Below are 25,608 nucleotides of genomic sequence, written 5' to 3'. Positions count from 1 at the left end.
ACACCACAACCACCCCCACGCCACGCCCCGCGCGCGCGCGGGCGGGCCCGCTCCCCCCCACCCCCCCCCCGCCCCGGCGCGCGCCACTACATTGGCACCGTCGGCGTCACCTTTATCGCCAGCAACTCACCGCCGCCGGTTAGCGTGTAGCGCTGCCGTTCGCCGGCTGCCAACCACGCGGTATCGCCCGCCGACATTGCCGGCAGCACACCACCCTCGAACTCGGCCTGACCGGCCAGCAGATGGATCACCCATGCCGCCTGCGGCTCGGTGAAAAACAACATGGGCCCAACCAGCGGCCGATGCAGCAGTTCAGCCTGCAAGGCATCACGCCGCCACATCAGATTGAAGTCCTTGGTCACACCATCGACCAGCTCGCCCACCAGCTCCGCCTCGCCGGCGAAGCGCAGACGCTGATACGGCGGCAGCAGGGTTTCGCAGCGCCCATCGGCAAAGTGCAGGCGCAGGCCTTCACCCTGCAGCAGCACCAGCTCACGTTCGACACCGGGGAATGCGGAGAAAGCTGCGTCCTGCTCGATCTCGGCAATGGACAGACGCAGCTGCCAATCGCCCTGCTCGGGCAGACGCAGGATTTCGCGCGTCCAGCCCAGACCATTACGCCAGCGCTCGCGCTGGTAGAGGGCGGAGGGGATTACGCGGGTAGGAGAGTTCAGTGTGTGCATCGGGTAATGATGCCATCAGCCGGCTTTTGATCGAGATTTTGTAGGAGCGGCGTGAGCCGCGAAGCCACAGATCCAACAGCGCAAGGCAACGGCAACCCCTCCCCAGCCCTCCCCTTTGCAGCGCAAAAGGGAGGGGGCTCAAAGCAACCCTCCCCTGCGCTTCGCGCAAGATAGGGAGTAGAAGCACTTACTTCGGCATCGCCAGGTTCTCCGCCGTCAGCGGCTTGCCCGCCCGCGGCGTGGTCGCAATCAGCGCATCAGCCGGCAAGGCCGTGCCCTTGTCCAGCCGGGCCTGCACCCGATCCAGCGCCTCATAGACATACGGCAACAGCGGCAGGTAGCGCGAGCCGTAATCCGGCAGACCGAGGAAACCGTCGAAGTGCTGCACGTTCTGCACCTTCCAATAGCTCACCTCGCGCCCGGCAGCCTTGGCCGCTGCGGCATACGGCGCGCTGCTGAAAGCCGGCGGAATCAAACCATCGTCAGCGCCATGCACCACCATCACCGGCAGGCCCTTGCGCGGCAAACCAGCATGGGTGGCCTGGATACCGGCCTGCAAACGTTTGGCGTCTTCGCCCTGCCCGTCCCACAGACCACGCAGGCACTTCAGGCCTGCATAGGTCAGGTCAGGCAAGGCGACCTTGCTGTCGAGCAGGCCAACGCCTGCGCCCGGTGGAATGCCGCTGCCATCGGAAAACCATGCTGCCCGTTCGACTGCCGTTGCCGCACGCGGCGAGAAGTCAGGATTCTGTGCAGTAAAGTTGAAACCGCAGGGGTGCTCGCCCACGCCATAGCGGCCGTAGGCCGATGCATAGGTCGCGGCAATTGCACGCCACAGATCGAAGCCGGTCGACAAGGCACCAGCGCGCAGTGACTGCTCGGTCCAACCCTTGCTCAACATCAAATCGTAGGCCGACTTGGCCTGCGCGGCCGGGGTCGCGCCGCTGATCACGCCTTCTGCAGCCAAGGTCGCGCAGCGCACTGCTGCGCCAGCCTGCAACGCAGCCGTCATCGGCGGCTGCGGCAGGTTGCTCATGTGCAACTGCGCGCACGGCATCAACAACGCAGCTTCGGTGGTGTAGTCGTACAACGCGCGCGCGCCCGCGCCGCTGGAATAGATGCTGGGCTCACCTGCCACCACGGCGTCCAGCCAATTGCCATCCAACTCGGCCGCGCGCAGCACCGCACCGCCGCCGTTGGAGATACCGACGGCAATGATGCGGGTGTTTTCAAAGGTGAAAGGCGCAGCCTGCGGATAGGCCTCGGCCAACGCCAGCAACGCGAATTCGGCCGCCTGCTTTACGTGCCGGCCCCAATCGGCCTCAGGATTATCCTTGGAGTGTGCATGCTTGAATGCCACGCCCGATGCATTGATCGGCGCATCCGGCACGAAGGCCAGATCGTTGACTTCGCCCAATGCGCCGAGCGTACCGTTGGCCCGCACGCCGATCTGTGCATTGAGGTCGTAGTAATCGCTGCCAGCGCCCTTGTCGGTATAGACCACGGCACAGCCTTTGGGCAGGCCCCACGCAGCCGCAACCGACACGGCGCCATAGATGCCACGCGAACCCGACGCTGGTGCGACCAGCACGCAGCGCTTGCCGGTATCGAAGTTGTCAGGAATCTGCGCCAGCACGCGATGCGGTTGCTTGGCGCCAGGCAGACGCGCGAACGCCGAATACTCGCGACCGGGCACGCTCTGCAGGCTGCCGAACAGTTCGCCGTAGCCACCGCCCGGTGCAAGGTCGGCAATACCACGCCAGCTGCCCCACAGCGCCCGGCGGCGCAGCTCATCGACGGTCGGCGCACTGGCGTCGGCAAAGGCCGGCGGTGCCATGCTGCGCAGCCCGGCCAGGCCGAGTCCGGCGGTGAGCAGGTCGTCACTGCCGCGGTGTTCGCTGCGGAGTTCGTTGCTGAACATGGAAGGCTCCACGGACTTGGATGCTGGGCCGCTGGCACAGGAGGCCAGGCTCAGTCCGACGAATAGGCCGCAGGCGGCGCGCAGTAGGGATTGGCTCATGGACGCACCCTAGCAGAGCGGCAGCACCCGGCTCATCGTACTTAAGTACCACACGCTTTTAGCGCGCTGGCTGCTACGTTTCCACCATCCCCCAATAGCAATCGGAGTCCCCATGGACCGCTTCCTGCAAGGCCGCACCGCATTGGTGACCGGCAGCACCTCCGGCATCGGCCTGGCCATCGCCCAGGCCCTGGCCAACGCCGGAGCGCGCGTGGCCATCAACGGCCTTGGCAGCCCAGAGCAGATCGAGGCAGCGCTGAAAAGCGTCAGCGATGCCGGCAGCGAGTCGCAGCACTTCGATGCCGACCTGCGCAAACCCGACCAGATCGCGCACATGCTCGAAGCCGTGCAGGCCTGGGGCAATATCGACATTCTGGTGAACTGCGCCGGCATCCAGCACGCCGCGCCACTGGCCGAGCAGCCGCCGCAGAAGTGGGACGACATCATCGCCATCAACCTCAGCGCGGCCTTCCACACCATGCAGCACGCGCTGCCAGGCATGGCCGAACGTGGCTATGGCCGGGTGGTCAATATCGCCTCGGTGCACGGTCTGGTTGCTTCCAAGAACAAGGCGCCCTATGTGGCCAGCAAGTTCGGCATTGTCGGCCTGAGCAAGGTCGCCGCGCTGGAATACGCCGCGGCCGGCAGCCGTGACAGCGGCGGCGTCACCGTCAACTGCGTGTGTCCGGGCTGGGTGGAGACCCCGCTGATCGAGCCGCAGATCCAGGCCAATCGCAACGGCGGCAGCCGCGATGATGGTGTGCGCGCCCTGCTGGAAGAAAAGCAGCCCAGCCTGCGCATGTCGCTGCCGGAAGACATCGGCGCGATGGTGGTGTGGCTGTGCCGCCGCGAGTCGCACAACCTGACCGGCGCGGCGATGCCAATGGACGGCGGCTGGACCGCGCAGTAAGTCTGGAAAAACAGGAGGAAGCGGGCAATGGCTGAAATCCACGGCATACTGCCCCGGGCACACGCTGCAGACGAGCGGGCGCCCGCTTCCTTCCATCCAGTTAGCACCGCCATGCCCAGCCTGTTGATTGCCGACGACCACCCCCTGTTCCGTGCCGCCCTGCGGCAGGCCGCCAGCGAGGCCGTCAGCGATCTAACGGTGCGCGAAGCCGAGTCATTGGAAGGCGTGCTGGCGGCACTGGATGCCGCGCCAGATACCGACCTGATCCTGCTCGATCTGCATATGCCGGGCAATCACGGCCTGGCCGGCCTCGCCGCGATCCGCGCCCAGCATCCTGGCGTGGCGGTCATCGTGGTTTCGGCCAACGATGACCCGCGTGTGGTGCGGCGTGCACTTGATCATGGTGCTGCGGGCTATCTGCCCAAGAGTTCGGGCTTGAACGAGCTGCGCGAAGCAATCCGCAGCGTTATGGCCTGCGAGCAATGGCTGCCGGCCTCACTACGTGCCTCGGTGTCGCGTGCACAATCGTCCACGCATGACAGCGAACTGGCCGCGCGGCTGGCGAGTCTGTCGCCGCAGCAGTTCCGCGTACTGGCGCTGGTGGCCGAAGGCCTGCTCAACAAGCAGATCGCCGACCGCCTGGATGTGCAGGAGCGCACGGTCAAGGCGCATCTGTCGGCGATTTTTGAACGCCTTGGCGTGCGCAACCGCACCCAGGCCAGCGTGGTGCTGCGCGAGCTGGAATTGAGCGACCCGGCGCGGCAGGCGCTGTGATCCTGATCGGAGCTTTGTAGGAGCGGCGTAAGCCGCGAAGCTAGCGGACATGCAGCCCACAGCCAGATCAACCCCACGCATTCCTGCCTGATTGCGCTTGGTTCTGTGTCGGAACCGATACCAGCTTCGCGGCTGACGCCGCTCCTACAAACCGGTGTTCCGACTTACCGCTTTGTGCAACACCATGCCTACCACCATCGCCGGTACAAACCACAACGCCTCCGGTGACAGTACACCCAGGCCAACCAAGGCCGGCCCCGGGCAATAGCCAGCCAATCCCCAGCCAATACCAAACAAAGCCGCACCGATCAGCAGCCGTCGATCAATGCTGCGCAGGTCCGATATCTGGAAGCGCTCGGCAAACACCGGTGTCGGCCGCCGCAGCACAAAGCGAAACAGCAGCATCGTCGTAGTCACCGCGCCGCCCAGCACAAACAGCAGCGCCGGATTGAAGTCACCAAACACATCCAGAAAACCCAGGATGCGCTGCGGATCGGTCATGCCCGACATTGCCAGCCCCAGCCCGAACAGCGCACCGGAAACCAATGCAGCCAAGATGATGCGTGGCGTACTCATATCAAGTTCCTCGCGACATAGGTGGTCGCTATCGCAGTTGCCATGAAGGTCAACACCGCGGCCAACGAGCGCATCGACAAGCGCCCCAGACCGCAGACACCGTGGCCGCTGGTACAGCCGTTGCCCATGCGCGTACCGAAACCTACCAACACACCGGCCATCACCAGCAACAACGGCGAGAATCCCTGTCGTGGCGAATACGCACCCGGTACCAGCCACAGATACGCGGCGCCGGCGCCGATCAGGCCAACCAGGAAAGCCACGCGCCAAGCCAGCTCGCCGCTGCGCGGCATCAGCACACCGCCAAGAATGCCGCTGATGCCGGCGATACGCCCTGTCAGCCACAGCAGCACTGTGGCAGCGATACCAATCAGCACGCCACCGGCCAGCGCCATCATCCAGCTGTTCATTGCGGCTTTCCGATCTGATCCAACGGCAAGCGCAGATAGCGCACACCATTGGCATCCGCTTCCGGCAGGCGACCGCCACGGATGTTCACCTGCAGCGCGGGCAGGATCAGCTTTGGCACCGGCAGGGTCGCATCACGCTGCTGGCGCATCTGCACGAACGCTGCCTCGTCGGTGCCGCCCTTCAGATGCACGTTGTTCTGCCGTTGCTCATCGATCGAGGTCTGCGCCTGTGCCTCGCGCCGGTTGCCGGGGTAGTCGTGGCATAGGCAGATGCGGGTATCGGCGGGCAGCGACAGGATGCGCTGGATGGACGCATACAGGCGATGCGCATCGCCGCCGGGGAAGTCACAGCGCGCGGTGCCGGTGTCGCTCGCAAACATGGTGTCACCGACGAACGCAGCATCGCCGATCACATAGGTCAGGCTGTCGTCGGTGTGCCCCGGCGTGGCGATCACGCGCGCGCTCAAGCCGCCAACATTGAAGGTGTCGCCATCATCGAACAGTCGGTCGAACTGGCTACCGTCTGCAATGAATTCATCGCCCAGCCCGAAGACCGTCTTGAAGTGCTGCTGCACCTGCACGATGCCGCGACCGATGGCGACCGGCGCCTGCAGCTGATCGGCAAGATAGCCAGCAGCACTGAGATGATCGGCGTGCGCATGGGTTTCCAGAATCCACGCCACCGTCAGCAGTTTGCTACGCACGAATTCCAACAACGCATCGGCCGATGCGGTGCTGATGCGCGCGCCAGCCGGCTCGTAATCCACCACCGGATCAATGATCACTGCCATGCCGCCGATCTGATCATAGGCCACGTAACTGAAGGTGCCGGTGTCCTTGTCGTAGAACGGCTCGACCAAGGTTGATGACATCTGCGCCTGGCTCATGGGGTGTCTCGCTGTTAATTTAGCTTTTTCTAAATTAAACTAGTCCCCTGCAAAGCACAAGCCCGAGTCACAGCCCTGATGCCCTCCTCAGACATGAACATGGAACAGATGCAGGCGCATGCCGAACAGGCCGCCCAGTTGCTCAAGTCCCTGGCCCATCCGGCTCGGCTGCGCGTGCTGTGCCGTCTGGTGGAAGGCGAAGCATCGGTAGGCGAATTGCAGGCGCAGGTTGGCTTGTCGATGTCTGCGTTGTCACAGCATCTGGCGGTAATGCGAGAAGCCGCCCTGGTCAGCACCCGTCGCGAAGCGCAGACCATTTTCTACACGCTGGCGGACAGCCCTGCACTGGGTGTGATGCAGGCCTTGCACGCGGCATATTGCGGGAATGCCGAGATCCGGAGTTCCTGACAGCGGTGCACGTCGAGATAGGCAGCTATTCCTTGCTGCTAATTCCCGGCCTCAACGCATCCGCCGCCAACAGCCTATCCAGAATCGACTTCAGCGCCAGCGGCCGCACCGGCTTGTGCAGCAGTGTCAGCCCTTGCTCCAGCACTTCGCGACGTGTTGCCAGACTGTCATCGGCGCTGAGAATCAAAGTTGGTCTTGCGCCAAAACGTTCGCCCAACCGCAACTGCAGTGCAGTACCGGTATCGCCGTCATCCAGGTTGTAATCGAACAGCCACAAACTCGCAGGTGTCACCTGCAATGCCGCTACCGCCTGAGCTTCGCCCGAAGCCTCGGCCACGTTGTAACCCCAACCACGCAGCAACCCAGCCAATCCCTGCAAGGCCGCGGGATCATTGTCGACCACCAGCACGGGTACGCCGCCCGAGGTTGCCGCGTTGCGTATGCGTGGCAGGTTAGCTATCTGCGGCGAGCCCACGCGCTGCAATGACACGGAGAAGACGGTGCCCCGCCTTTTTTCACTGCGCAGGAGCAGCGGTGCATGCAGCAGGCCGGCAATGCGATCGGCAATCGCCAGCCCAAGACCGAGCCCTTGACCACTGCTGTCCTCGCCACGGCGGAACTCTTCGAATATGCGCTGCTGTTCTTCCTTGGCAATGCCCGGACCGGTGTCGTGCACCTCAACCCGAAGGCGGTCGACCTCACGACGTACACCCAACAGCACGCCGCCCTGACTGGTGTAGCGCACCGCATTGGCCAGGAAGTTTTGCAGCACCCGCCGCAGCAGCTGCGGATCACTGTTCACCCATGCACGAGTAGGCAGGTAGTGGAACGTCAGCCCACGCGCTGTGGCCAGCGCGCGGAACTCGGAAACCAAGGGGTCCAGCACTTCGGCCAATGGCAGATCGCGTGGTTGTGGCACCAGACCACCGGCTTCCAGCCGCGACATATCGAACAGACCGGTCAACAGATCGGTGGTGGAATCCAAAGCGCCACGGATCTGCACTACTGCCTGTTGCTGCTGGCTGGACTCCACTTGCTGCGCCAGCGTATCGGTGAATAGATGTGCGGCATGCAGCGGCTGCAGCAGATCGTGCCCCACCGCTGCAAGGAAGCGGCTTTTGGCGTCATTGGCACGCTCGGCCTCACGCTTGGCCGATTCCAGCAGGGCGGTGCGCTCGCCCACACGCTGCTCCAGCGTCTCGTTGCTGCGTTTGAGCTCGCGCTCGCTACGGCGGAATTCAGTGACGTCGGTGAAGGTGGCAACAAAGCCGCCACCCGGCATTGGATTACCACGAATCTCGACGATGCTGCCATCGGGAAACACGCGCTCGGTCAGATGCGCCGTGCCGGCACGCATGAACGCCAGACGCCTATCAACCGCACGCTCATCGCCGCCACGCGCAGGCATCGCCTGCAAGGCCCAGCGGGTCAGGTCCATGATTGGCCTGCCCACCTGCAATAGCTCGTCGGGGAAACCGAACATACGCGCATACGGGCGATTCCACGCCACCAGCCGCTGCTCCCGATCAATCACGCTGATCCCCTGGCTCATGTTCTGCAGCGCAGCCTGCAACACCTGCTGGCTGAAGCGCAGGTCCTGCGAGGCCTCGCTGACGATGGCTGCGACCGTGGCAAGTTCGTTGCCTTCGCGCCGTGCGGCATCCAGCAACAAGCGCGCGGACGCGGCGCCGAGCACCGCCGACAACTCACGCTCAACGCTGGCTTCGATCGATGCAGGCACCGCACCGCTGCGGGGCGCATCCGCCAACAGCTGCTGCACCCGTTCGTCAGGCAGGAAACGGCGGCCGGCATTGCGCAAGGTATCGGCATCCAGATTGCGGCTGATGCGGTCCGGTGTATCGCGACGCCATGCCATCGCCAGCAAGGTGACCGCCGTGCCGACAAACAGGCTCGCGCCGACCGCGCGTCCCAGCGGCGTCCAGCCAGTCAGGCCAAACAGGCCCTGCGGCGCAAGCCATTGCCAACCGAACGGCCCCTGCAGCAACCACGTTGGGGTGCGCCCACCGCTTTCCAGCAAGGAAGGCAGCAACAACACCCACGCCCAGGTGGCGAAGCTGGCAAGCACACCGGCAATGGCGGCGCGCGGCGGCGTTTGCGGACGCCAGATCGCGAATGCCAACACCGGCACCAGGGTCGCCATTGCCGAGAACGACACCGCTCCAATATCGGCCAGCACATTGCCACCGCCGATCAAGCGGCTATAGCCCCAGGCCAGGAGCATGATCACGCAGATACCGGCACGGCGTAGCCACACCAGCTCGCGGCGGTGATCACCGCCGCCAGCACGCGCCCAGGCACTGCGCACCAGGCCAGGCGCGAACCAGTGATTGCCGATCATCAGACTCAAGGTCAGCGTACTGACCACCACCATGCCGGTCGCCGCACTCAGGCCGCCGAGGAAGGCGAACAGCGCGACGCCTTCATGGCCGGCCGAGAACGGCAGCGCCAGCGTGTACATATCCGAGGGAACGCTGTTACCCAGCAATGCGGTGCCAGCGCGCGCCAATGGCAGGATCGGCAGCGCGATCAGCAGCAGGTATAGCGGGAACAACCAGCGCGCGGTGCGCACATCAGCCGGGTCGCGGCACTCCACCACGCCGATATGGAACTGATGCGGCAGCAGGAACATTGCCAGTCCACCAAGTATCACCAGCGGGATGAAGCCACCTTCTGGCGCGCTCACCGGCGCCACCGGTGCTGCGGGCAGGCCCTTCAAGCCGAACCAGACGAACACACCCAGTGCCAGCATCGCGCCCAGCTTGAACACCGATTCGGCTGCCATTGCCAGCACCAGTCCGCGATTGTGCTCGGACGCATCGGCACGGCGCGCACCAAACAGCATGGCAAACAAGGCCATCGCCAGCGCCACATACAAGCCACTGTCCTGCCAGATCGAACCGGCCTGCCCGGCTTCCACTGCTCGCGAGGTGATCATGCCGAAGCTCATCGCCACCGCTTTGAGCTGAAGCGCGATGTACGGAATCAAGCCAAGCACGGTCACCAGCGTCACCGTTGCCGCCAGCCAGGCGTCGCGCCCGAGCCGGGCGGCGATCAGATCGGCGAGCGAAGTGGCATTGGTTTCGCGCGCCAACCGTGCCAGCCGCATCATCACGCCGATGGCCAACGCATAGAACAGGATCGCACCGACGAAGGTCGGCGGCAGCGGCCAGCCATGACGTGCGGCCTGGGTGACGGTGCCGTAGAACGTCCACGAGGTGCAGTGCACCGCCAGCGACAGTGCATAGATATGCCGCCAGTGGCGAGCAAATGCGGTTGGCCGACGTTCGCCGTACAAGGCCACGCCGAACATCAAGGCCAGCCAGGCAAGACCCGCCAAGGCCACGGTTACCAGACTCAACATGGAAAGCGTTTCCCGGAAGCTGCTTGGCAGGATACGGAGTTAGGAGCCGAGGATGAAGCAAGACATGCGCAAAGCCGTTGCTCAAAGCCACTGTCCCACCGGGAGAGGGGTTGGGGTGAGGGTGCGCTGGGCGAGGAGTTTGCCTTCTGCTTCTGCATAAAAAGCCAGAGCTTGAAAGCCAACGGCAAAGGCTGCCCTCACCCCAACCCCTCTCCCGCAGGCGGGAGAGGGGCTTCAAGCAACAGCAACAGCCAAGCCAAAGCCAAAGCCAAAGCCAAAGCAACAGCAACAGCACCTGCTTCGGCAACTGCCGCAGCTACAACCCGAGCACCAACAACAAACGCAAAAGCCCTTCCCCGCCATGCGGGAAAGGGCTGCTTTGCAATCCAATCAGCCAGCCGTCACCGGCTCCGTCATCAGAAGTTGTAACGCACCGATACATACCAGTTGCGCGGCAGACCGTAGTACGCGGTCTGGATGTTGCCAACGCTGGCGAACTCCTGACCTTCGGTCTTGTACTGCTTGTCGGTGAGGTTGCGAATGCCGGCACGGATCTGCCAGGTCAGCTGCGACGAATCCCATACGCCGTATGCGCCAACCAAAGTGTATGCGTCCTGGCTCAGCACCTTGCGGTTGTCCACCGACAACCAGGTGTCACTGCGATAGGACACATCACCGCCAAAGGTCAGGCTGCCGTTGTCACCCAGCGAAAACACGTGCTGCAGGGCCACGCGGGCGGTCACGTCCGGCGAGAACGGCACGTGGTCATGGTTCACAGTCGGATCGTAACCGGCGTAGGACGGATCGAGGCGGAAGTCCTCGAAACTATCGTACTTGGCATCCATCCAGCCCAGCTGTGCGCTCAAGGTGGTGGATTCGCCCAGTAGCGCGCTGCCTTCCAGCTCGATGCCCTTGATGTTGAGCTTGGCCGCGTTCAACACCGGGAAGGTGCCCACGTCCTGCGATACGCGTGCCTGGAAGTCGCTGTAGTTGCTGTAGAACGCGGTGGCGGTACCACGCAAGCGGTGATCGGCCGAACTCCCCTTCAGGCCCAGCTCGTAGGTCCACACGTATTCCGGATCGAACTTGGCGTGCTGGGTGTCATACACGGTGTTGGCGCGGCCGTTGAAGCCACCCGACTTGAAGCCGCGGTTGGCCGACACATAGCCCATCAGGTTATCGCTGAATTCCTTCTGCAGGCTGATCGACGGGGTCACCGCCGTCCAAGAGGCCTTCGCATCGAATGCCACGGTGCCGTTCAAGCTGGCGAACGGGGCGCCCCAGAAGGTGCTGGTGGAACGATCGTAGTCCTTCTTGTCCTTGGTCCAACGTACACCTGCGGCGACGGTCCAGGTCGGTACGAATTCCCAGCTCACGTGTGCGAACGCTGCGGTGGACGTGGTGGTCAGGTCATCGTCGATGGTGCGCAGGAACGGCACCTTGGCACCCAGGAACGAGAACAGATCATCGGCGTAAGCCTCCTGGTACGACGGCACGTTCTCCTTCATGTAGTACGCGCCAAAGGTCGCGTGGACATTGGAGCCATTGTCGTAATGCAGCTGGAATTCCTGGCTCTTCTGGTTCTGGTCCAGCGCCACCAGCACGTCGCCCAGCTCGTACTCGGAAGCGTCGATGTCGATGTAGGACTTGGTCTTGAGCTTGCGATAGGAGCTGATGCTCTTCAGCGTGAACTGCTCGTTGATGTCCCAGCTCATCGACAACGATGCACCGGAGTGCTTCAAGTATTGTCCTTCACCGTTCTGGAACGAGGTCTGTGCACGACGGTTCCACTCACCGGTTTCGCCCGGCTGCAACACGATCACTCCGACCGGTGCGAGGCTGGTCTGCAGCAGCGGCGCCATCGGCCGGCCCAAGGTCAGCGCGGCGTCCTGCTTGGTGGTATCCAGAGACAGCACCGCACTGAAGTTGTCGGTCGGCTGGAACGCCAGCTTCGCGCGCAGCGCTTCGGTGTCGTCGTCGTTGTAACGCTTGCCGGTGACAGCATCCTTGACGTAGCCATCGTTGGTGATCTTGGCACCAGCGATGCTTGCGGCAATGGTATCGCTCAGCTTGCCCGAGACATAGAAGCGGCCTTCCAGGCGACCGTAGTCACCGGCGGTTACTTCCACTGCGCCGCCTTCGTTGTCGAAGGGGTTCTTGGTGGTCAGCTTGATCGCGCCGCCGGTGGAGTTCTTGCCGTACAGCGTGCCCTGCGGGCCGCGCAGCACTTCCAGCTGCTGGATGTCGAACAGCGAGAACAGCGCGCCATTGATGCGCGAGTAGTAGACATCGTCCACATACATGCCCACGCCCGGATCGAAGGTCTGCAGCGCATCGGGCTGGCCGATGCCGCGGATGAAGACGTTGACGCTGTTGGCCGAACCGCGGCCCTGGGCGATGTTCATGTTGGGCACGGCGCCCTGCAGGCCTTCCACGGTCGAGGCCTGCAGATCCTTGATCTGCTCCTCACCGAAGGCGCTGACCGCCACCGGCACGTCCTGGATGGACTCGCTGCGACGACGCGCAGTTACGGTCACTTCGTCCAGCTGCGTCGCCTTGGTGCCTGCCGGCACAGCCTGCTGCTCCTGTGCCTGCACGAATGCAGCCGGCGCCAACAGAATGCCACCGATGGCGATACTCAGATACTTGCGCTTCATTGGTCTCCCTCCTCCCGGGTATGACGTTGCGACACACGAATGTCGCCATGGAGCGCACGTTAATGGAGCGTTAGCCGGCCGCGTATAGTCCCTTCGTACAGTGGGCCGGGCCGCCCCCGATCCTGATACTCGCCGGCAATGTATTGGCCGGGGAGCTGTGAATGTCGTTTCTGATCGTATTGGCGGCCCTGTGCTTCCTGATGTTTGTCGCCTACCGCGGCTACAGCGTGATTCTGTTCGCGCCGGTGGCGGCGCTGGGCGCAGTGCTGCTGACCGATCCCAGCCTGGTGCAGCCGATGTTCACCGGCTTGTTCATGGACAAGATGGTCGGCTTCCTCAAGCTGTACTTCCCGGTGTTCGTGCTGGGCGCGGTGTTTGGCAAGCTGATCGAGGTCTCGGGCTTCTCCAAGTCCATCGTCAGCGCCACCATCAAGCTGGTCGGGGCCAAGCGCGCGATGCTGTCGATCGTGCTGGTCTGCGCGTTGCTTACGTACGGCGGCGTGTCGCTGTTCGTGGTGGTATTCGCGGTGTATCCGTTCGCCGCAGAACTCTTCCGCCAAAGCAACATCCCCAAGCGATTGATCCCCGGCACCATCGCGCTGGGTGCCTTCACCTTCACCATGGACGCGCTGCCGGGCACGCCGCAGATCCAGAACATCATTCCATCCGCGTTCTTTGGCACCAACAGCTGGGCCGCTCCATGGCTGGGCGTGATTGGCACCGTGGTGATCCTGATCCTGGGCATGAGCTACCTGGAATGGCGTCGCCGTGTCGCCGTGCGCAACGGCGAGGGCTATGCCGGTGCCAACGAGGAACTACGCAATGAACCAGAACCCTTCCAGGGCCAGAACCTGGCGCATCCGCTGGTAGCGATCACCCCGTTGATCCTGGTTGGCGTGGCCAATTTCTTCCTGACCCGCTGGATTCCCGGCTTCTACGGTGAGACCCAGTCCTTCATCCCCGCCGTGATCGGCAACCCGGCACCGGTGGTGCAGGAAGTCTCCAAGCTGGGGGCGATCTGGGCCGTGCAGGGCGCGTTGTTGCTGGGCATCCTCAGCGTCATCGCCTTTGCCTGGAAGCCGGTGGTGGCCTCGTTTGCCGAAGGCACCAAGTCGGCCATCGGCGGCGCCATGCTGGCGTCGATGAACACCGCCTCCGAATACGGCTTCGGCGCGGTCATTGCCGCCCTGCCCGGCTTCCTGGTGGTGGCCAATGCACTGGGCTCGATCCCGAATCCGCTGGTCAATGAAGCGGTTTCGGTCACCGCCATGGCCGGTATCACCGGTTCGGCGTCAGGCGGCATGAGCATCGCACTGGCAGCAATGGCCGACAGCTTCATCGCCAACGCACAGGCGGCCGGCATTCCGATGGAAGTGCTGCACCGCGTGGCGTCGATGGCCTCCGGCGGCATGGACACCTTGCCGCACAACGGCGCGGTGATCACCGTGCTGGCGGTTACCGGCCTCACCCATCGTCAGTCCTACAAGGACATCTTCGCCATCACCATCATCAAGACCCTGGCGGTGTTCGCGATCATCGGGGTGTATTACGCCACCGGTTTGGTTTAAGCGCTCAGCGGCTTGGCTCCAGAGCCCAGCGCCCTGGCCAATACCGGGGCAAGCAACGGCGATCAAGGTCGATATTCCGGTCGTCAAGCAAATGCGGACCCGGTACACCCCGTAGCCCGGGTACGCACAGCGCACCCGGGGTTTTTCGCGAAGAGCTCCCGGGTGCGCTGCGCTTACCCGGGCTACTTAGCTGCCCCGTCAATGCGGCGCCGCCATTGCAAACCAAACTCAGCATTCCGGTGCGCACGAATCTCGAATTCCGAATCCGCAGAAAAGAACAAGGCCCGGGAAGACCCGGGCCTTGTTCTTTGGAGCAGAGACAGAAAAATCGCCCGGCTGCACGTCACTGTGCAACACCGGACGACCTCACATCCTTGTTGGCATCCTGCCAGCCCCCAGCGTCCTGCCCTTTTCGGGTTCCTGGTGATCCGTCATCCTGACGGTTCACTATTCGATTCCTTCCGCTCAGCGCCTCTCAACCGGCTGCGCAGCTACCGTCCCGGTAGCACTCTTGGCAGGGGCAGCTCCGGCCCTTGCTTCGATCAGGTCACGATTCCGTTCGACCGTTTTCAATCCGATTCCTTTCACCAGTGCCAGTTCCTCGACACTTTTGAAGGGCCCGTTGGCCTGTCTGTGCTCAATGATCGCCTGCGCCTTGGAAGGGCCGACGTTCACCAGCACCTGATTCAGCTCCGCCGCGGAGGCGGTATTGATATCGACCTTGTCCTTGGCGTGTGCCGTAAGGGTCAATACCAATGCGAGAATCAGAGACTGCAGCGTTACGGTAAAAAGCTTCATCGCTGTACTCCTTGTGACTTGGTCGTTGATCGGCTGGCTCTCCCGCCGGTCAGATCAGTGTTCCGCGCCACATGCATCCAGAATATCCGGGGCGGGTTCAGCAAACAGCCAGCCAACAACCCGACCCCCTGTAGGGAAATTCCTACAAATTCCACTGATGAAACCGCCGCAAGCCCGATAAACAAAGGAGCGGCGTAGAATGGTTGCACCTGACATTGCTACCGGAGATCCAGATGGACAGCGCCAAGATCGGCCAATTTCTCAGCGACAAGTGGGACAACGACATCGTCCCGCAACTGGTCGATTACATCCGTATCCCCAACAAGTCGCCGATGTTCGACGCCAACTGGGTCGCCAACGGCTACATGGAACAGGCCGTAACCCTGATGGAGAGCTGGGCCAAGGCGCAGACCATCCCCGGCCTGCAGGTCGAGGTGGTTCGCCTGGAGGGCCGCACTCCGCTGCTGTTCCTGGAAATCCCGGCCACAGGCCCGGAAACCGGCGACGACACCGTGCTGCTCTACGGCCACCTGGACAAGCAGCCGGAAATGACCGGCTGGGACGACGACCTCGGCCCGTGGATTCCGGTGCTGCGCGGCGACAAGCTGTACGGCCGTGGCGGCGCCGATGATGGCTACGCCATCTTCGGCTCGCTGGCCGCGGTGCTGGCGCTGCAGGAACAAGGCCTGCCGCACGCCCGCTGCGTGATCCTGATCGAAGCCTGCGAAGAGTCCGGCTCCTACGATCTGCCGGCTTACGTCGACCATCTGGCCGAGCGCATCGGCCAGCCGTCGCTGGTGGTCTGCCTGGATTCGGGCTGCGCCAACTACGACCAGCTGTGGTGCACCACCTCGCTGCGCGGCCTGACCGGCGGCAACTTCACCGTCAAGGTGCTCAACGAAGGCGTGCACTCCGGTGATGCCTCCGGTGTGGTGCCATCCAGCTTCCGCCTGCTGCGCCAGCTGCTGTCGCGCATCGAGGACGAGAACACCGGCCGCATCCTGCTGGAAGGCCTGCACACCGAAATCCCGGCCGAGCGCCTGGAACAGGCCAAGCGCGCCGCCGACGTGGTCGATACCGCCATCTTCGACAAGTTCCCGCTGGTCGATGGCCTCAAGCCGATGAGCGACGAGCTGACCGAACTGGTGCTCAACCGCACTTGGCGCCCTGCCCTGTCGGTGACCGGCATCGGCGGCATGCCGCCGCTGGAATCGGCCGGCAACGTGCTGCGTCCGGAAACCTCGGTGAAGCTGTCGCTGCGCCTGCCGCCGACCGCCAATGGCAAGGCCTGCGGCGAGCTGCTGAAGGAAGCCCTGCTGCGTGATCCGCCGAACGGCGCCCACGTCAGCCTGGACCTGGAAAAGGCCTCCACTGGCTGGAACGCACCGGCGATGGCGCCGTGGCTGGAGCAGTCCATCGACGCCGCCAGCCAAGCCTTCTTCGGCAAGCCGGCGATGTACATGGGCGAAGGCGGCTCGATCCCGTTCATGGGCATGCTGGGTGAGAAGTTCCCGGGTGCGCAGTTCATGATCACCGGCGTGCTCGGCCCGCATTCCAATGCGCACGGCCCGAACGAGTTCCTGCACATCCCGATGGGCAAGCGCGTCACCTCCTGCGTGTCCAAGGTGCTGTTCGACCACCACGCCGCCAGCCTGCGTGGCGAGACCAGCGGTTCGCCGGTTGCCGCCGACAGTGGCACCCGCCACGGTGGCCACGGCTGCTGCTGATCGATCCGCCGTTGCTCGACGGATGTTGATGGTTTGATGACGAACGCAGCCTGGCCTTGCTAGGCTGCGTTTTTCTCAGGCACGGACAAGAATATGAGCGGACTGTTTGGCAGCGACAGCTGGCTGTACATCATCCTGATCGGCTTCTTCGTAGGCCTGTTGGGGCGATTTTTCATGCCTGGCAACAACCGCATGGGCTGCCTGCTGACCATTGTGCTTGGTGTGGCCGGCGCGGTATTTGCGGGTTGGTTCGGCCGTGAGATGGGCTGGTATTCGGCGGGTCAGCCGGCCGGGTTCGTTGGTGCCATCCTCGGTGCGATCGTGCTGCTGGCGCTGCTGCGCCTGATCAGCGGCGGCAAGAAGCGCTGATTCCCTCTCCAACGGCGCCTGCGGGCGCCGCTATTTTGTAGTGTCCATGAACGATCCTGCTTCCGATCCACTGCGCACCGAACAACGCCTGCAATGGGCTGCCACCGCACTTGGCGATCCCGCAACCACATTGGAGCGCGCATCGGTCGATGCTGGCTTCCGCAGTTATTGGCGCAGCAACAGCACACGCGGCAGCCACATCGTGATGGACTCGCCGCCCGGGCTGGAAGATGTGCGGCCGTGGCTGCGCATGCATGATCTACTGGAGCCGCATGGCGTACGGGTACCGCAGGTGCTGGCGCGCGATCTCGACAACGGCTTCCTGTTGCTCGAAGACCTCGGCGGGCCTACCTTGGCGCGCTTCATCACCGATGACACGGCCGATGCATGGTTCGATGCCAGCTTCGCGCAGCTGATCCGGCTGCAGCAGATTCCGGTGCCCGAAGGCATGGGCGCTTTCGGTGAGGCACTGCTGCAACGCGATGCCGGCCTGTTTGAAGAATGGTTCGTGCAGCACCACCTCGGCCTGACCTTGGACTGCGGCGAAAGCGAGCAGTTGCAACTGGTGCAACGGCGTTTGATGGACAACGCCTTGAACCAGCCACAAGTGCTGACCCACCGCGACTTCATGCCACGCAACCTGATGCCGGTCGAAGGCGGGCCGGCGGTGCTGGATTTCCAGGATCTGGTCAGCGGCCCGATCGCCTACGATCCGGCCAGCCTGTTCAAGGATGCATTCCTGAGTTGGCCGCTGGAAAAAGTGGATGCGTGGCTGGCCCGCTATCACGCCCGCGCCACCGCTGCAGGCCTGCCGATCCGGCCGTGGCCGCAGTTCCTGCGCGACGCCGACTGGATGGGCGTGCAGCGCCATCTGAAAATCCTCGGCATCTTCGTGCGCCTGCGTGATCGCGACGGCAAGGCCCATTACTTCGCGGACGCGCCGCGTTTCATCAACTATCTGGATGAAGTGCTGCCGCGCTATCCGGAACTGGCGCCGCTGCAGGATCTGTTCGAGCGCCGTTTCAAACCGGCGATAGCTGCCAAGGCGGCCGCATGAAGGCCCTGATCTTCGCCGCCGGGCTGGGCGAGCGCATGCGTCCGCTTACCGATCACACACCCAAGCCATTGCTGGCCGTGGCTGGTGTGCCGCTGATCGAATGGCATCTGCAGCGTTTGGCTGCGTTAGGCATCCGCGATGTGGTGATCAACACCAGTTGGCTGGCGGCGCAATTCCCGGAAAAACTGGGCGATGGCAGCCGCTGGAACCTTCGTCTTCATTACCTCTACGAAGGCCCAGTACCGCTGGAAACCGGCGGCGGCATGCACAATGCGCTGCCACTGCTCGGTGATGCGCCGTTCCTGGCGGTCAATGGCGATATCTGGAGCGATTTTGATTTCGCTGCCTTGCCGTTGGAGCCAAAGGGCAGCGCGCATCTGGTCATGGTCGACAACCCAGTGCAGCACCCGAAGGGTGATTTCATTCTTGAAGCCGATGGCCTGCTGCACGACAACGGCGAACAAGCGCGACTGACCTTTGCTGGCATCGGCGTGTATCGACCACAGTTGTTGCAGGGCTGGCAGGCAGTGATTGGCAATGCAGATGGCAGCGCGGAAACACCGCCGCGCTTCAAGCTGGCGCCCTTGCTGCGCGCGGCGATGGCCAACAACGCGATCAGCGGCCAACACCACCGCGGCCGCTGGACCGACGTAGGCACCCCCGAGCGCCTGCAGCAATTGGACAAGCAGCTTGTAGGAGTGGCGTAGGCCGCGAAGCAAATAGAGGTTCCGGCACAGAAGAACCTGCAATTGCGGGCATCTTCGCCTGCGGACGCGAAACCAGCTTCGCGGCTGATGCCGTCCCCACAAAAGCAGGAGCGGCATAAGCCGCGAAGCCAACGAAGATTCCGACCAGCAGAAACCTGCAATTGCAGGCCTTTTTGTTTGCGGATGCGGCACCAGCTTCGCGGCTGACGCCGCTCCTACAAAAGCTGCGCCTACCAGTCGTTTATGGGAGCGGTGTAAACCGCGAAGCCGCTGACGGCTCGGATACAAAAATGCCTGCAATTGCAGGCATTTTTTCGGATGTGACATCTGCTTCGCGGCTTACGCCGCTCCCACAAATCCAGAATGCGCCCTCAACCCGGCCCGTTCCCCAGCCCCCGCTTCAAGAAAGGCACGGTGATCCGCCGCTTTGCCGCAAGCGATTCGCGATCCAGTCGCTCCAGCAAGGTCACCAGCCCGCTCAGGTCGCGGCCGGTGCGGGTCAGCAACCAATCCAGCGTCGCCTCATCCATCACCAATCCACGGCGCACCGAACGCTCACGCAGCACTGCACCCCGCCCTTCGGCATCCAACGGCTCCAGGGTGATGCGGCTGCACTGTGACAGCCGCGAACGCAGATCCGGCAACACCAGCCCCAATCCATCCGGCGGCAGCCGCGAGGTGTAGATCACGGTCACATCGGCGGCACGCGCGCGGTTGTGGAACTCGAACAGGGTTACTTCCTGCTCGCGCCGACCGGCGACATATTCAAGCCCGTCCAGCGCGAGTACATCGTGGCCTTCCAGTGCTTCCAATGCATCCTGCAGGCGCGTGCCCGCGGCCTGCAAAGGCAGGTAGGCCGGTCGCCGCCCGGCCTGCAATGCAGCGGCGCAGGTGGCCAGCGCCAGGTGCGTCTTGCCGGTGGCACCGGCGCCAACCAGATAGATCCAATCCTGGCTGCTGCCATTGGCAACGGCACGCAACTGCGGCAGCGCGCCTTCCGGCGCACCGATGAACGTTTCAAAGCGCTGGTCTGGCGGGTAACGCAAGGCCAGCGGTAACTGCGGCACACTCACTTAGGTTCTACATCCTTCGACACGATGCTCAGATCCGCCGGCACTTGGATATTGCGCGGGTCCAACACAATCGTCGGCCCATGGCCGGCATACAACTCACTTTGGCGATAACGCTGGTGCGCATAGCGCAACAGGACGTTGATCACCGCCGCTGCTGGCAGGGCCAACAACATTCCCAGGAAGCCAAACAACTGGCCACCGGCCATCACTGCAAAAATAACCGCGACCGGGTGCAACCCAATTTTGTCACCGACGATGCGCGGCGTCAGCACATAGCTTTCCAACAACTGGCCTACGGTGAAGACAACGCCCACCAGCACCAGCAACTGCAGGTCCACGCCCTGCGATTGCACCAATGCCGCCAGCACCGCCATCACCACGCCCGTGGTCGCCCCCAGATAGGGGATGAAACTGATCAAGCCCGCGACCAGGCCGATCAACAGACCCAGGTTCAAACCCACCAGGGTCAGGCCGGCTGCATACACCACACCCAATGCGATCATCACCACGATCTGGCCGCGGATGAAGGCGCCCAGCACGTCATTGGACTCTCGCGCCAAACGCGTAACCACTTCGATATGGTTGCGCGGAATCATCGATGCAACCCGCTCGACCAACTTGTCCCAGTCGCGCAGGAAGTAATACGCCAGGATCGGCAACAAGGCCAGGTTGATCACCCAAGCCACCATCGCAAAACCCGAGCGCGACACGTAGCCAAAGAATGTTGTCGCAACGCCACCGGCCTGCTGCCAATGGCTGCGCACCCATTCGAACAGACGGCCGGGGTCGAGCCAGGCCATGATTTCCAGGCCGGTCTTCTGCTCGATCCACGGGATTGCGGTGTTCATCAGCCACTCCTGCCCTTGGGGCAAGGCGGCAACCAGGGTAATGATCTGGCGTTGGATCAAGGGCACAAGGATCAACAGCGCCAAGGCCAGCAGCAGGATCATCAGCACGAACACCAGCACTACCGCGGTGTTGCGCGAACGCCCGCTAGCCTCCAGCCGATCAACCAGGGGATCACCCAGCCAAGCCAACATCAAGGCGACCACGAACGGGGTCAGCACCGGTGCCAGCAGCCACATCACCCACAGCCCGAAGGCGCTCAACACCACCCACTTGAGGCGGCGCAGGAACAGCGCGATTTCCATTTCCGCTGTATCAGTACTCATCGAATGCGGTACTCCGCGCGGCGGCTGCCGCTGTTCTGATCCGTCGATGCATCCGCATCCCCCTCGTCCACCACGCCCACCGGCTGCAAGGCGGCATCGCGCCCCAGCATGCGGTTGAAGCCGGGCAGGCCGCTCATCAGCTCGACATCCAGTTCCAGCCGGTCGCCCGAGGCCTGGATTGGGGTGATGGCCTTCACCACTGCCACGCTCTGCAAGGTGGCCGCCAGGCGCAGATAGTCATCCGCACTGCGGATGCCGCTGACCACGATCCGGTAAACACCCGCCGCGCCACCTACCGGTGCCTTGGCATAGCGCCGCACCAGCGCATCGGCGGCACCGTCGGCGCCAGCCATCATTGCCCGCCGTGCATCGGCGTCGTTGGTGGTCCATTTGGACAGCTCGCGGCCGTTGTCGACGAACACCCAGTCGGCAACCCAGCCGCCGCCCTTGCCGCGGTACAACTTGCCGATCAGCTGCATCGGCGGCGAATAGCGTGATGAGGCCCGCGCTACCGCAGCGGTGTCCTGGCGCCAGATCGCACCGACCAAGGCCTGTTCAGCCGCGCCGCCGGCCGGCAGACCCAGCTTGAAGCCGCGTTCGACCGCACGATCCAGCAACGGCCGCGCCGCATTGGACTGCGGCACACCGACCAGACGCGGACCACTGCCATCGTCGATCGCCAGCCACACTACCGGCTTCGGGCGCGGCTGCGGCCACACCGGCAAGCCCAGCGCGGCTACCAGCCCGTCGACATCATCCTGGCGGAAGCGTGCCACCAGCATGGTGCGGAAGCTCGGCGCACCACTGGCGCTGACGCTCTGATCCTGCCGGTAGTCGTAACTCTCGACCATGTCCTTGGCGCTGCGCAGGGCCTGCGCCACGCCCGGCCGTGCCAGCGCACTGCGGTCGCCGGACAGCTTGGCCAGCACCGCGCCCAGCGCGCGCGCCAGCCCGCCGTTGCGATCGGCCTCGCTTTGGCTGTTGACCGGTACCTCGGCCTCATAGGCACTGCTGGCGCCGGCCACGTCCCCTTCGGTACGCATGCCGGACGACTGTGCCTGCACCAGTGAAACAGGCAGGCAGAGCGCCAGAAACAGGATTGTGACCAGGCTGCGGCGCATTGAAATTTCCATTGCTCGACGATTCCGGAGGGAATTGTTGCCCGAATGGGGCCTTCACGCCAACGTGGCCTGTTAAAATCGACCGTTCACCCCGCCAGTGCAGCCGCCAGTGACCAGCCCCTCGACCTCTGCCAATTCCCCCCTGACCTACCGTGACGCCGGTGTCGACATCGACGCAGGCAACGAACTGGTCGAGCGCATCAAGCCGCTGGTAAAGCGCAGCTTCCGCCCGGAGGTGATGGGCGGACTGGGTGGCTTTGGTGCCCTGTTCGACCTCTCCAACAAGTACCGCGAGCCGGTATTGGTGTCCGGCACCGACGGCGTCGGCACCAAGCTGAAGCTGGCACAACAGCTCGGCCGCCACGACACGATCGGCATCGATCTGGTCGCCATGTGCGTCAACGACGTGCTGGTTCAGGGCGCTGAGCCCCTGTTCTTCCTGGATTATTTCGCCACCGGCAAGCTCGACATCGACACCGCCGCGGCCGTGGTCGGCGGCATCGCCAATGGCTGCACCGAGGCCGGTTGCGCGCTGATCGGCGGCGAAACAGCTGAAATGCCCGATATGTATGCCCCGGGTGAGTACGACCTGGCCGGTTTCACCGTCGCCGGCGTCGAAAAGAGCGAATTGAAGGACGGCTCGGCCGTTGCCCTCGGCGATGTGCTGATCGGCATTGCCTCCTCCGGCCCGCACTCCAACGGTTACTCGCTGGTTCGCCGTATCTATGAGCGCGCCGGCAGCCCGGCCGATCTGGTGCTGGAAGACGGCGTCAAGCTGGTAGACGCGCTGATGGCGCCGACCCGCCTGTACGTCAAGCCGATCCTGTCGCTGCTCAAGACCCATGGCGCAGCCGTGCACGGCATGGCCCACGTCACCGGCGGCGGCCTGACCGAGAACATCATCCGCGTGGTGCCGGAAGGCCTGGGCCTGACCATCGACGCCAGCAGCTGGACCCTGCCGCCGGTATTCCAGTGGCTGCAGCGCGAAGGCAATGTGGCTGACAGCGAGATGTGGCGCACCTTCAACTGCGGTATCGGCTTCGTGCTGCTGGTGCCGGCCGATCAGGTCGCCGCCATCAATGCAACGCTGGAGTCGCTGCAGCTCGCGCATTGGCAGATTGGTGAAGTGGTGGCTGAAAACGGCGCCGAACGCGTCCACATCGGCTGAGCCAACGCCTACATGACAGCCGCCAAGAAGGCCGCCTTCATCGGCGTGCTTGTTGTATTCGCGCTCACCTGGATCAAACCGCTATGGCCTGTGGAACAGGCCCTGCACAGCTCGCTGACCGTGCTCGGCCTGCTCGCGCTGTGGTGGGTGGACCGCTGCTGGCCCTTGGGCAGCGGCGCCTTCGCAGCCATCTGCGGCTTCATCATCCTGCACTGCATTGGCGCCCGTTGGCTGTATTCCAATATCCCGTATGACCAATGGGCGCAGGCCTGGTTCGGCTGGTCGCCGAATGCCGCGTTCGGCTGGGAGCGCAATCATTTCGATCGACTGATCCACCTGCTGTACGGCATCTGCTTCACCCCGGCGCTGACCCAATTGGCCCGCCGCACCTGGCCGGCGCTACGCGTTGGCCAGGCCTTCACCTTGGCGGTGATGACCATCATGTGCTCCAGCCTGGCCTACGAATGGCTGGAATGGGGCATCGCCTTGGCCCTGTCCCCCGAAGCTGCGGAAGCCTATAACGGCCAGCAGGGCGACATCTGGGACGCGCATGCCGATATGTTGCTGGCCACCCTTGGCAGTCTGGCGCTATGGCCACTGCTGCGGAAACTGCGCGCATGAGCCCTCTGCCCCGTCTCGCCGTGCTTGCCTCAGGGCGCGGCAGCAACCTGCAATGCCTGCAGGACGCGATTGCCGCCGGCCAGCTGGATGCGCAGATTATCGGCGTGTTCTCCGACAAGCCGGGCGCCGCCGCACTGGAAAAAGTAGCACCCGCACAGCGCTGGGCGCGCTCACCCAGGGATTTCGCTGACCGCGAGGCGTTTGATGCCGCGCTGGCCGACGCAGTGGCTGCAAGTCAGCCGGACTGGATCATCTGCGCCGGCTACATGCGCATCCTCGGCACCGCCTTCGTGCAACGCTTCAGCGGCCGCCTGGTGAACATCCACCCCTCGCTGCTGCCCTTGCACAAGGGCCTGCATACCCACGCCCGCGCCATCGAGGCCGGCGATGCCGAGCACGGCGCCAGTGTGCACTTCGTCGTACCTGAACTGGATGCGGGCGCGGTCATCGCCCAGGCACGGGTCCCAGTGCTGACCGAGGATAGTGCTGAATTGCTGGCCAAACGGGTGCTGGCGGTCGAACATCCACTGTTGCTGGCCAGCGTACAGCTGCTGGTCGCCGGCCGACTTGCTGAACACGATGGCATGGTTCACTACGACGGTCAGTCTGTGTTTAGTCCACTGCGCCTAGATTCCGCCGGAACCCTCCGTAGCTGATCCGCACATGCTGCTGATGTGTGGTTTGGCACTATCCCCTCTCTTTTGCCCTAGTCCTCACATGGCCATAGCGCTTCTCAAACCATTGGTTTTGACCGCACTGCTGGTATCAGCAGTCAGCCACGCCCAGGAAACGCCCGTAACTGCGACCACGCCGGAACAGGCACAGGCACCGGTTACGCTGGCGCCGCCGCCGCTGGAGTGGACCCCGCCGGCACTGGAGCCCTTCGTCGCCACCTACCAAGCCTTCTACAAAGGCAAGGAAGCCGGCGATGCCACCATGCGCGTGGTCCATAACAGTGACAGCCAGTGGCGGGTAGACATGGCGGTGCGCGGCAAGCGCGGCTTTGCCAGCATCCTCGGGCTGAACATTGAACAGAGCAACGTGTTCAACAACGAAGGCAGCGTCTACACGCCGTTGAGCCAGAGCACGGTCAAGAAAGCACTGTTCATGAGCAAGAAGGTCACCGGCGTCTATAACTGGCAGGCCGGTACAGCGCAGTGGCAGGGTGACCTGAAGGAAGAACGGCAGCGACCCATTAACCTGCAGCGGGGCGACCAGAGCGCCTTGGTACTGAATCTGTCGCTGATGCGCGATGCGCGACCGGGACAAGCATTGCAGTACCGCTACGTCGATGTCGGCCGGGTGCGCCAGTACGAGTACCGCGCTGCCGACACCACCGAAAACGTGCAGGTGGGTGATCTCAGCTATGACGCCTTGCGGGTCTACCGCACCAATGGCGGCAATGATGAAACCATCCTGTGGATTGCCAATGGCGTACCCACCCCGGTGCGCATCCTGCAACGCAAAGATGGGCAGGACGAAATCGACCTGCGCCTGATCGAATACCAAGGAGCCTGAGC

Annotated in this window: 23 protein-coding genes; 12 read left to right on the top strand and 11 right to left on the bottom strand. The window is 63.6% G+C overall.

Annotated features, from left to right (window positions below; all coding sequences use genetic code 11):
- Positions 1-86: 86 nt before the first annotated feature.
- Complete coding sequence (locus tag ACVOK8_RS11310; protein WP_481566883.1) at positions 87-683, bottom strand: HutD/Ves family protein; 597 nt, start codon at positions 681-683, stop codon at positions 87-89.
- Positions 684-870: 187 nt separating this feature from the next.
- Positions 871-2,703, bottom strand: coding sequence for a 3-hydroxybutyrate oligomer hydrolase family protein (locus ACVOK8_RS11305; protein WP_481566882.1), 1,833 nt, complete (start codon positions 2,701-2,703; stop codon positions 871-873).
- Positions 2,704-2,815: 112 nt separating this feature from the next.
- On the opposite strand from ACVOK8_RS11305, the gene ACVOK8_RS11300 reads away from it, so the two are divergent.
- Positions 2,816-3,613 (top strand): 3-hydroxybutyrate dehydrogenase, encoded by a 798-nt coding sequence (locus ACVOK8_RS11300; RefSeq protein ID WP_481566881.1) that lies wholly within the window; start codon positions 2,816-2,818, stop codon positions 3,611-3,613.
- Between the two features lie 111 nt (positions 3,614-3,724).
- On the top strand, positions 3,725-4,387 hold the full coding sequence (locus ACVOK8_RS11295) for a response regulator transcription factor (protein WP_481566880.1): 663 nt from the start codon (positions 3,725-3,727) through the stop codon (positions 4,385-4,387).
- 144 nt (positions 4,388-4,531) lie between these two features.
- Here the strand turns inward: ACVOK8_RS11295 and ACVOK8_RS11290 are convergent, their stop codons facing one another.
- From ACVOK8_RS11290 to ACVOK8_RS11280, 3 genes are read right to left on the bottom strand one after another with little or no spacing between them, the layout of a single operon-like run.
- Complete coding sequence (locus tag ACVOK8_RS11290; RefSeq protein WP_481566879.1) at positions 4,532-4,963, bottom strand: DUF6691 family protein; 432 nt, start codon at positions 4,961-4,963, stop codon at positions 4,532-4,534.
- A complete protein-coding gene (locus ACVOK8_RS11285) occupies positions 4,960-5,373 on the bottom strand; it encodes a YeeE/YedE family protein (RefSeq protein ID WP_481566878.1) in 414 nt (137 codons plus the stop codon). Before ACVOK8_RS11285 ends, ACVOK8_RS11290 begins: the two co-directional genes overlap by 4 nt.
- Positions 5,370-6,260: an MBL fold metallo-hydrolase gene (locus ACVOK8_RS11280; RefSeq protein WP_481566877.1), complete on the bottom strand. Its 891-nt coding sequence runs from the start codon at positions 6,258-6,260 to the stop codon at positions 5,370-5,372. Before ACVOK8_RS11280 ends, ACVOK8_RS11285 begins: the two co-directional genes overlap by 4 nt.
- A gap of 78 nt (positions 6,261-6,338) precedes the next feature.
- Here ACVOK8_RS11280 and ACVOK8_RS11275 point away from each other — a divergent pair, with 78 nt between their 5' ends.
- Entirely contained in the window at positions 6,339-6,668 is a 330-nt protein-coding gene (locus tag ACVOK8_RS11275) for an ArsR/SmtB family transcription factor (RefSeq protein ID WP_481566876.1), read from the top strand.
- A 25-nt stretch (positions 6,669-6,693) separates the two neighbouring features.
- On the opposite strand, the gene ACVOK8_RS11270 is transcribed toward ACVOK8_RS11275, so the two are convergent.
- Together ACVOK8_RS11270 and ACVOK8_RS11265 are read right to left on the bottom strand one after the other, a co-directional pair.
- Positions 6,694-10,050 carry a hybrid sensor histidine kinase/response regulator gene (locus tag ACVOK8_RS11270; RefSeq protein WP_481566875.1) on the bottom strand — a complete coding sequence of 1,119 codons (3,357 nt, stop codon included), beginning with the start codon at positions 10,048-10,050 and terminating at the stop codon, positions 6,694-6,696.
- A gap of 416 nt (positions 10,051-10,466) precedes the next feature.
- A complete protein-coding gene (locus ACVOK8_RS11265; protein WP_481566874.1) occupies positions 10,467-12,707 on the bottom strand; it encodes a TonB-dependent receptor in 2,241 nt (746 codons plus the stop codon).
- A gap of 161 nt (positions 12,708-12,868) precedes the next feature.
- Here ACVOK8_RS11265 and ACVOK8_RS11260 point away from each other — a divergent pair, with 161 nt between their 5' ends.
- Complete coding sequence (locus ACVOK8_RS11260) at positions 12,869-14,275, top strand: GntP family permease (protein ID WP_481566873.1); 1,407 nt, start codon at positions 12,869-12,871, stop codon at positions 14,273-14,275.
- A 465-nt stretch (positions 14,276-14,740) separates the two neighbouring features.
- Here the strand turns inward: ACVOK8_RS11260 and ACVOK8_RS11255 are convergent, their stop codons facing one another.
- On the bottom strand, positions 14,741-15,073 hold the full coding sequence (locus ACVOK8_RS11255) for a ComEA family DNA-binding protein (RefSeq protein ID WP_481566872.1): 333 nt from the start codon (positions 15,071-15,073) through the stop codon (positions 14,741-14,743).
- 233 nt (positions 15,074-15,306) lie between these two features.
- Between ACVOK8_RS11255 and ACVOK8_RS11250 the strand changes: the two genes are divergently transcribed.
- The 4 genes from ACVOK8_RS11250 to murU all read left to right on the top strand — a co-directional run bounded on the left by ACVOK8_RS11250 (position 15,307) and on the right by murU (position 18,933).
- Entirely contained in the window at positions 15,307-16,800 is a 1,494-nt protein-coding gene (locus ACVOK8_RS11250) for a M20 family metallopeptidase (protein ID WP_282267819.1), read from the top strand.
- 93 nt (positions 16,801-16,893) lie between these two features.
- Positions 16,894-17,169: a GlsB/YeaQ/YmgE family stress response membrane protein gene (locus tag ACVOK8_RS11245; RefSeq protein WP_481553546.1), complete on the top strand. Its 276-nt coding sequence runs from the start codon at positions 16,894-16,896 to the stop codon at positions 17,167-17,169.
- 46 nt (positions 17,170-17,215) lie between these two features.
- Positions 17,216-18,226: an aminoglycoside phosphotransferase family protein gene (locus tag ACVOK8_RS11240; protein WP_481566871.1), complete on the top strand. Its 1,011-nt coding sequence runs from the start codon at positions 17,216-17,218 to the stop codon at positions 18,224-18,226.
- Positions 18,223-18,933, top strand: a complete 711-nt coding sequence (gene murU, locus ACVOK8_RS11235) for an N-acetylmuramate alpha-1-phosphate uridylyltransferase MurU (protein WP_481566870.1) — start codon at positions 18,223-18,225, stop codon at positions 18,931-18,933. The genes ACVOK8_RS11240 and murU overlap by 4 nt, the downstream gene beginning before the upstream one ends.
- 371 nt (positions 18,934-19,304) lie before the next feature.
- Here the strand turns inward: murU and hda are convergent, their stop codons facing one another.
- Genes hda through ACVOK8_RS11220 form a run of 3 tightly spaced genes read right to left on the bottom strand, consistent with a single transcriptional unit; the run spans position 19,305 to position 22,311 of the window.
- Positions 19,305-20,006 carry a DnaA regulatory inactivator Hda gene (hda, locus tag ACVOK8_RS11230; protein WP_481566869.1) on the bottom strand — a complete coding sequence of 234 codons (702 nt, stop codon included), beginning with the start codon at positions 20,004-20,006 and terminating at the stop codon, positions 19,305-19,307.
- On the bottom strand, positions 20,003-21,178 hold the full coding sequence (locus ACVOK8_RS11225) for an AI-2E family transporter (protein ID WP_481566868.1): 1,176 nt from the start codon (positions 21,176-21,178) through the stop codon (positions 20,003-20,005). Before ACVOK8_RS11225 ends, hda begins: the two co-directional genes overlap by 4 nt.
- A complete protein-coding gene (locus tag ACVOK8_RS11220; protein ID WP_481566867.1) occupies positions 21,175-22,311 on the bottom strand; it encodes a DUF2066 domain-containing protein in 1,137 nt (378 codons plus the stop codon). Before ACVOK8_RS11220 ends, ACVOK8_RS11225 begins: the two co-directional genes overlap by 4 nt.
- 97 nt (positions 22,312-22,408) lie before the next feature.
- On the opposite strand from ACVOK8_RS11220, the gene purM reads away from it, so the two are divergent.
- The 4 genes from purM to ACVOK8_RS11200 all read left to right on the top strand — a co-directional run bounded on the left by purM (position 22,409) and on the right by ACVOK8_RS11200 (position 25,606).
- Entirely contained in the window at positions 22,409-23,467 is a 1,059-nt protein-coding gene (gene purM, locus ACVOK8_RS11215) for a phosphoribosylformylglycinamidine cyclo-ligase (protein WP_481566866.1), read from the top strand.
- A gap of 12 nt (positions 23,468-23,479) precedes the next feature.
- Positions 23,480-24,088 (top strand): DUF2238 domain-containing protein, encoded by a 609-nt coding sequence (locus ACVOK8_RS11210; protein ID WP_481566865.1) that lies wholly within the window; start codon positions 23,480-23,482, stop codon positions 24,086-24,088.
- Complete coding sequence (gene purN / locus ACVOK8_RS11205; RefSeq protein WP_481566864.1) at positions 24,085-24,744, top strand: phosphoribosylglycinamide formyltransferase; 660 nt, start codon at positions 24,085-24,087, stop codon at positions 24,742-24,744. The genes ACVOK8_RS11210 and purN overlap by 4 nt, the downstream gene beginning before the upstream one ends.
- A gap of 61 nt (positions 24,745-24,805) precedes the next feature.
- Positions 24,806-25,606: a DUF3108 domain-containing protein gene (locus ACVOK8_RS11200; RefSeq protein ID WP_481566863.1), complete on the top strand. Its 801-nt coding sequence runs from the start codon at positions 24,806-24,808 to the stop codon at positions 25,604-25,606.
- The last annotated feature ends 2 nt before the right edge of the window (positions 25,607-25,608 follow it).

The organism is Stenotrophomonas sp. STEN083 (assembly GCF_056759195.1).
Note: the sequence above shows the minus strand (reverse complement) of the source record. Positions and strands in the feature narration are given on the sequence as shown.

What these genes read in the sequence shown, in the direction of transcription:
- murU (WP_481566870.1), top strand. Translation starts at nt 18,223, where the DNA reads ATGAAGGCCCTGATCTTCGCCGCCGGGCTGGGCGAGCGCATGCGTCCG.
- ACVOK8_RS11245 (WP_481553546.1), top strand. Translation starts at nt 16,894, where the DNA reads ATGAGCGGACTGTTTGGCAGCGACAGCTGGCTGTACATCATCCTGATC.
- ACVOK8_RS11240 (WP_481566871.1), top strand. Translation starts at nt 17,216, where the DNA reads ATGAACGATCCTGCTTCCGATCCACTGCGCACCGAACAACGCCTGCAA.
- ACVOK8_RS11310 (WP_481566883.1), bottom strand. Translation starts at nt 683, where the DNA reads ATGCACACACTGAACTCTCCTACCCGCGTAATCCCCTCCGCCCTCTAC.
- ACVOK8_RS11280 (WP_481566877.1), bottom strand. Translation starts at nt 6,260, where the DNA reads ATGAGCCAGGCGCAGATGTCATCAACCTTGGTCGAGCCGTTCTACGAC.
- ACVOK8_RS11305 (WP_481566882.1), bottom strand. Translation starts at nt 2,703, where the DNA reads ATGAGCCAATCCCTACTGCGCGCCGCCTGCGGCCTATTCGTCGGACTG.
- ACVOK8_RS11300 (WP_481566881.1), top strand. Translation starts at nt 2,816, where the DNA reads ATGGACCGCTTCCTGCAAGGCCGCACCGCATTGGTGACCGGCAGCACC.
- ACVOK8_RS11255 (WP_481566872.1), bottom strand. Translation starts at nt 15,073, where the DNA reads ATGAAGCTTTTTACCGTAACGCTGCAGTCTCTGATTCTCGCATTGGTA.
- ACVOK8_RS11265 (WP_481566874.1), bottom strand. Translation starts at nt 12,707, where the DNA reads ATGAAGCGCAAGTATCTGAGTATCGCCATCGGTGGCATTCTGTTGGCG.
- ACVOK8_RS11210 (WP_481566865.1), top strand. Translation starts at nt 23,480, where the DNA reads ATGACAGCCGCCAAGAAGGCCGCCTTCATCGGCGTGCTTGTTGTATTC.
- ACVOK8_RS11290 (WP_481566879.1), bottom strand. Translation starts at nt 4,963, where the DNA reads ATGAGTACGCCACGCATCATCTTGGCTGCATTGGTTTCCGGTGCGCTG.
- purN (WP_481566864.1), top strand. Translation starts at nt 24,085, where the DNA reads ATGAGCCCTCTGCCCCGTCTCGCCGTGCTTGCCTCAGGGCGCGGCAGC.
- ACVOK8_RS11295 (WP_481566880.1), top strand. Translation starts at nt 3,725, where the DNA reads ATGCCCAGCCTGTTGATTGCCGACGACCACCCCCTGTTCCGTGCCGCC.
- ACVOK8_RS11220 (WP_481566867.1), bottom strand. Translation starts at nt 22,311, where the DNA reads ATGGAAATTTCAATGCGCCGCAGCCTGGTCACAATCCTGTTTCTGGCG.
- ACVOK8_RS11285 (WP_481566878.1), bottom strand. Translation starts at nt 5,373, where the DNA reads ATGAACAGCTGGATGATGGCGCTGGCCGGTGGCGTGCTGATTGGTATC.
- ACVOK8_RS11225 (WP_481566868.1), bottom strand. Translation starts at nt 21,178, where the DNA reads ATGAGTACTGATACAGCGGAAATGGAAATCGCGCTGTTCCTGCGCCGC.
- ACVOK8_RS11260 (WP_481566873.1), top strand. Translation starts at nt 12,869, where the DNA reads ATGTCGTTTCTGATCGTATTGGCGGCCCTGTGCTTCCTGATGTTTGTC.
- ACVOK8_RS11270 (WP_481566875.1), bottom strand. Translation starts at nt 10,050, where the DNA reads ATGTTGAGTCTGGTAACCGTGGCCTTGGCGGGTCTTGCCTGGCTGGCC.
- ACVOK8_RS11250 (WP_282267819.1), top strand. Translation starts at nt 15,307, where the DNA reads ATGGACAGCGCCAAGATCGGCCAATTTCTCAGCGACAAGTGGGACAAC.
- ACVOK8_RS11200 (WP_481566863.1), top strand. Translation starts at nt 24,806, where the DNA reads ATGGCCATAGCGCTTCTCAAACCATTGGTTTTGACCGCACTGCTGGTA.
- ACVOK8_RS11275 (WP_481566876.1), top strand. Translation starts at nt 6,339, where the DNA reads ATGCCCTCCTCAGACATGAACATGGAACAGATGCAGGCGCATGCCGAA.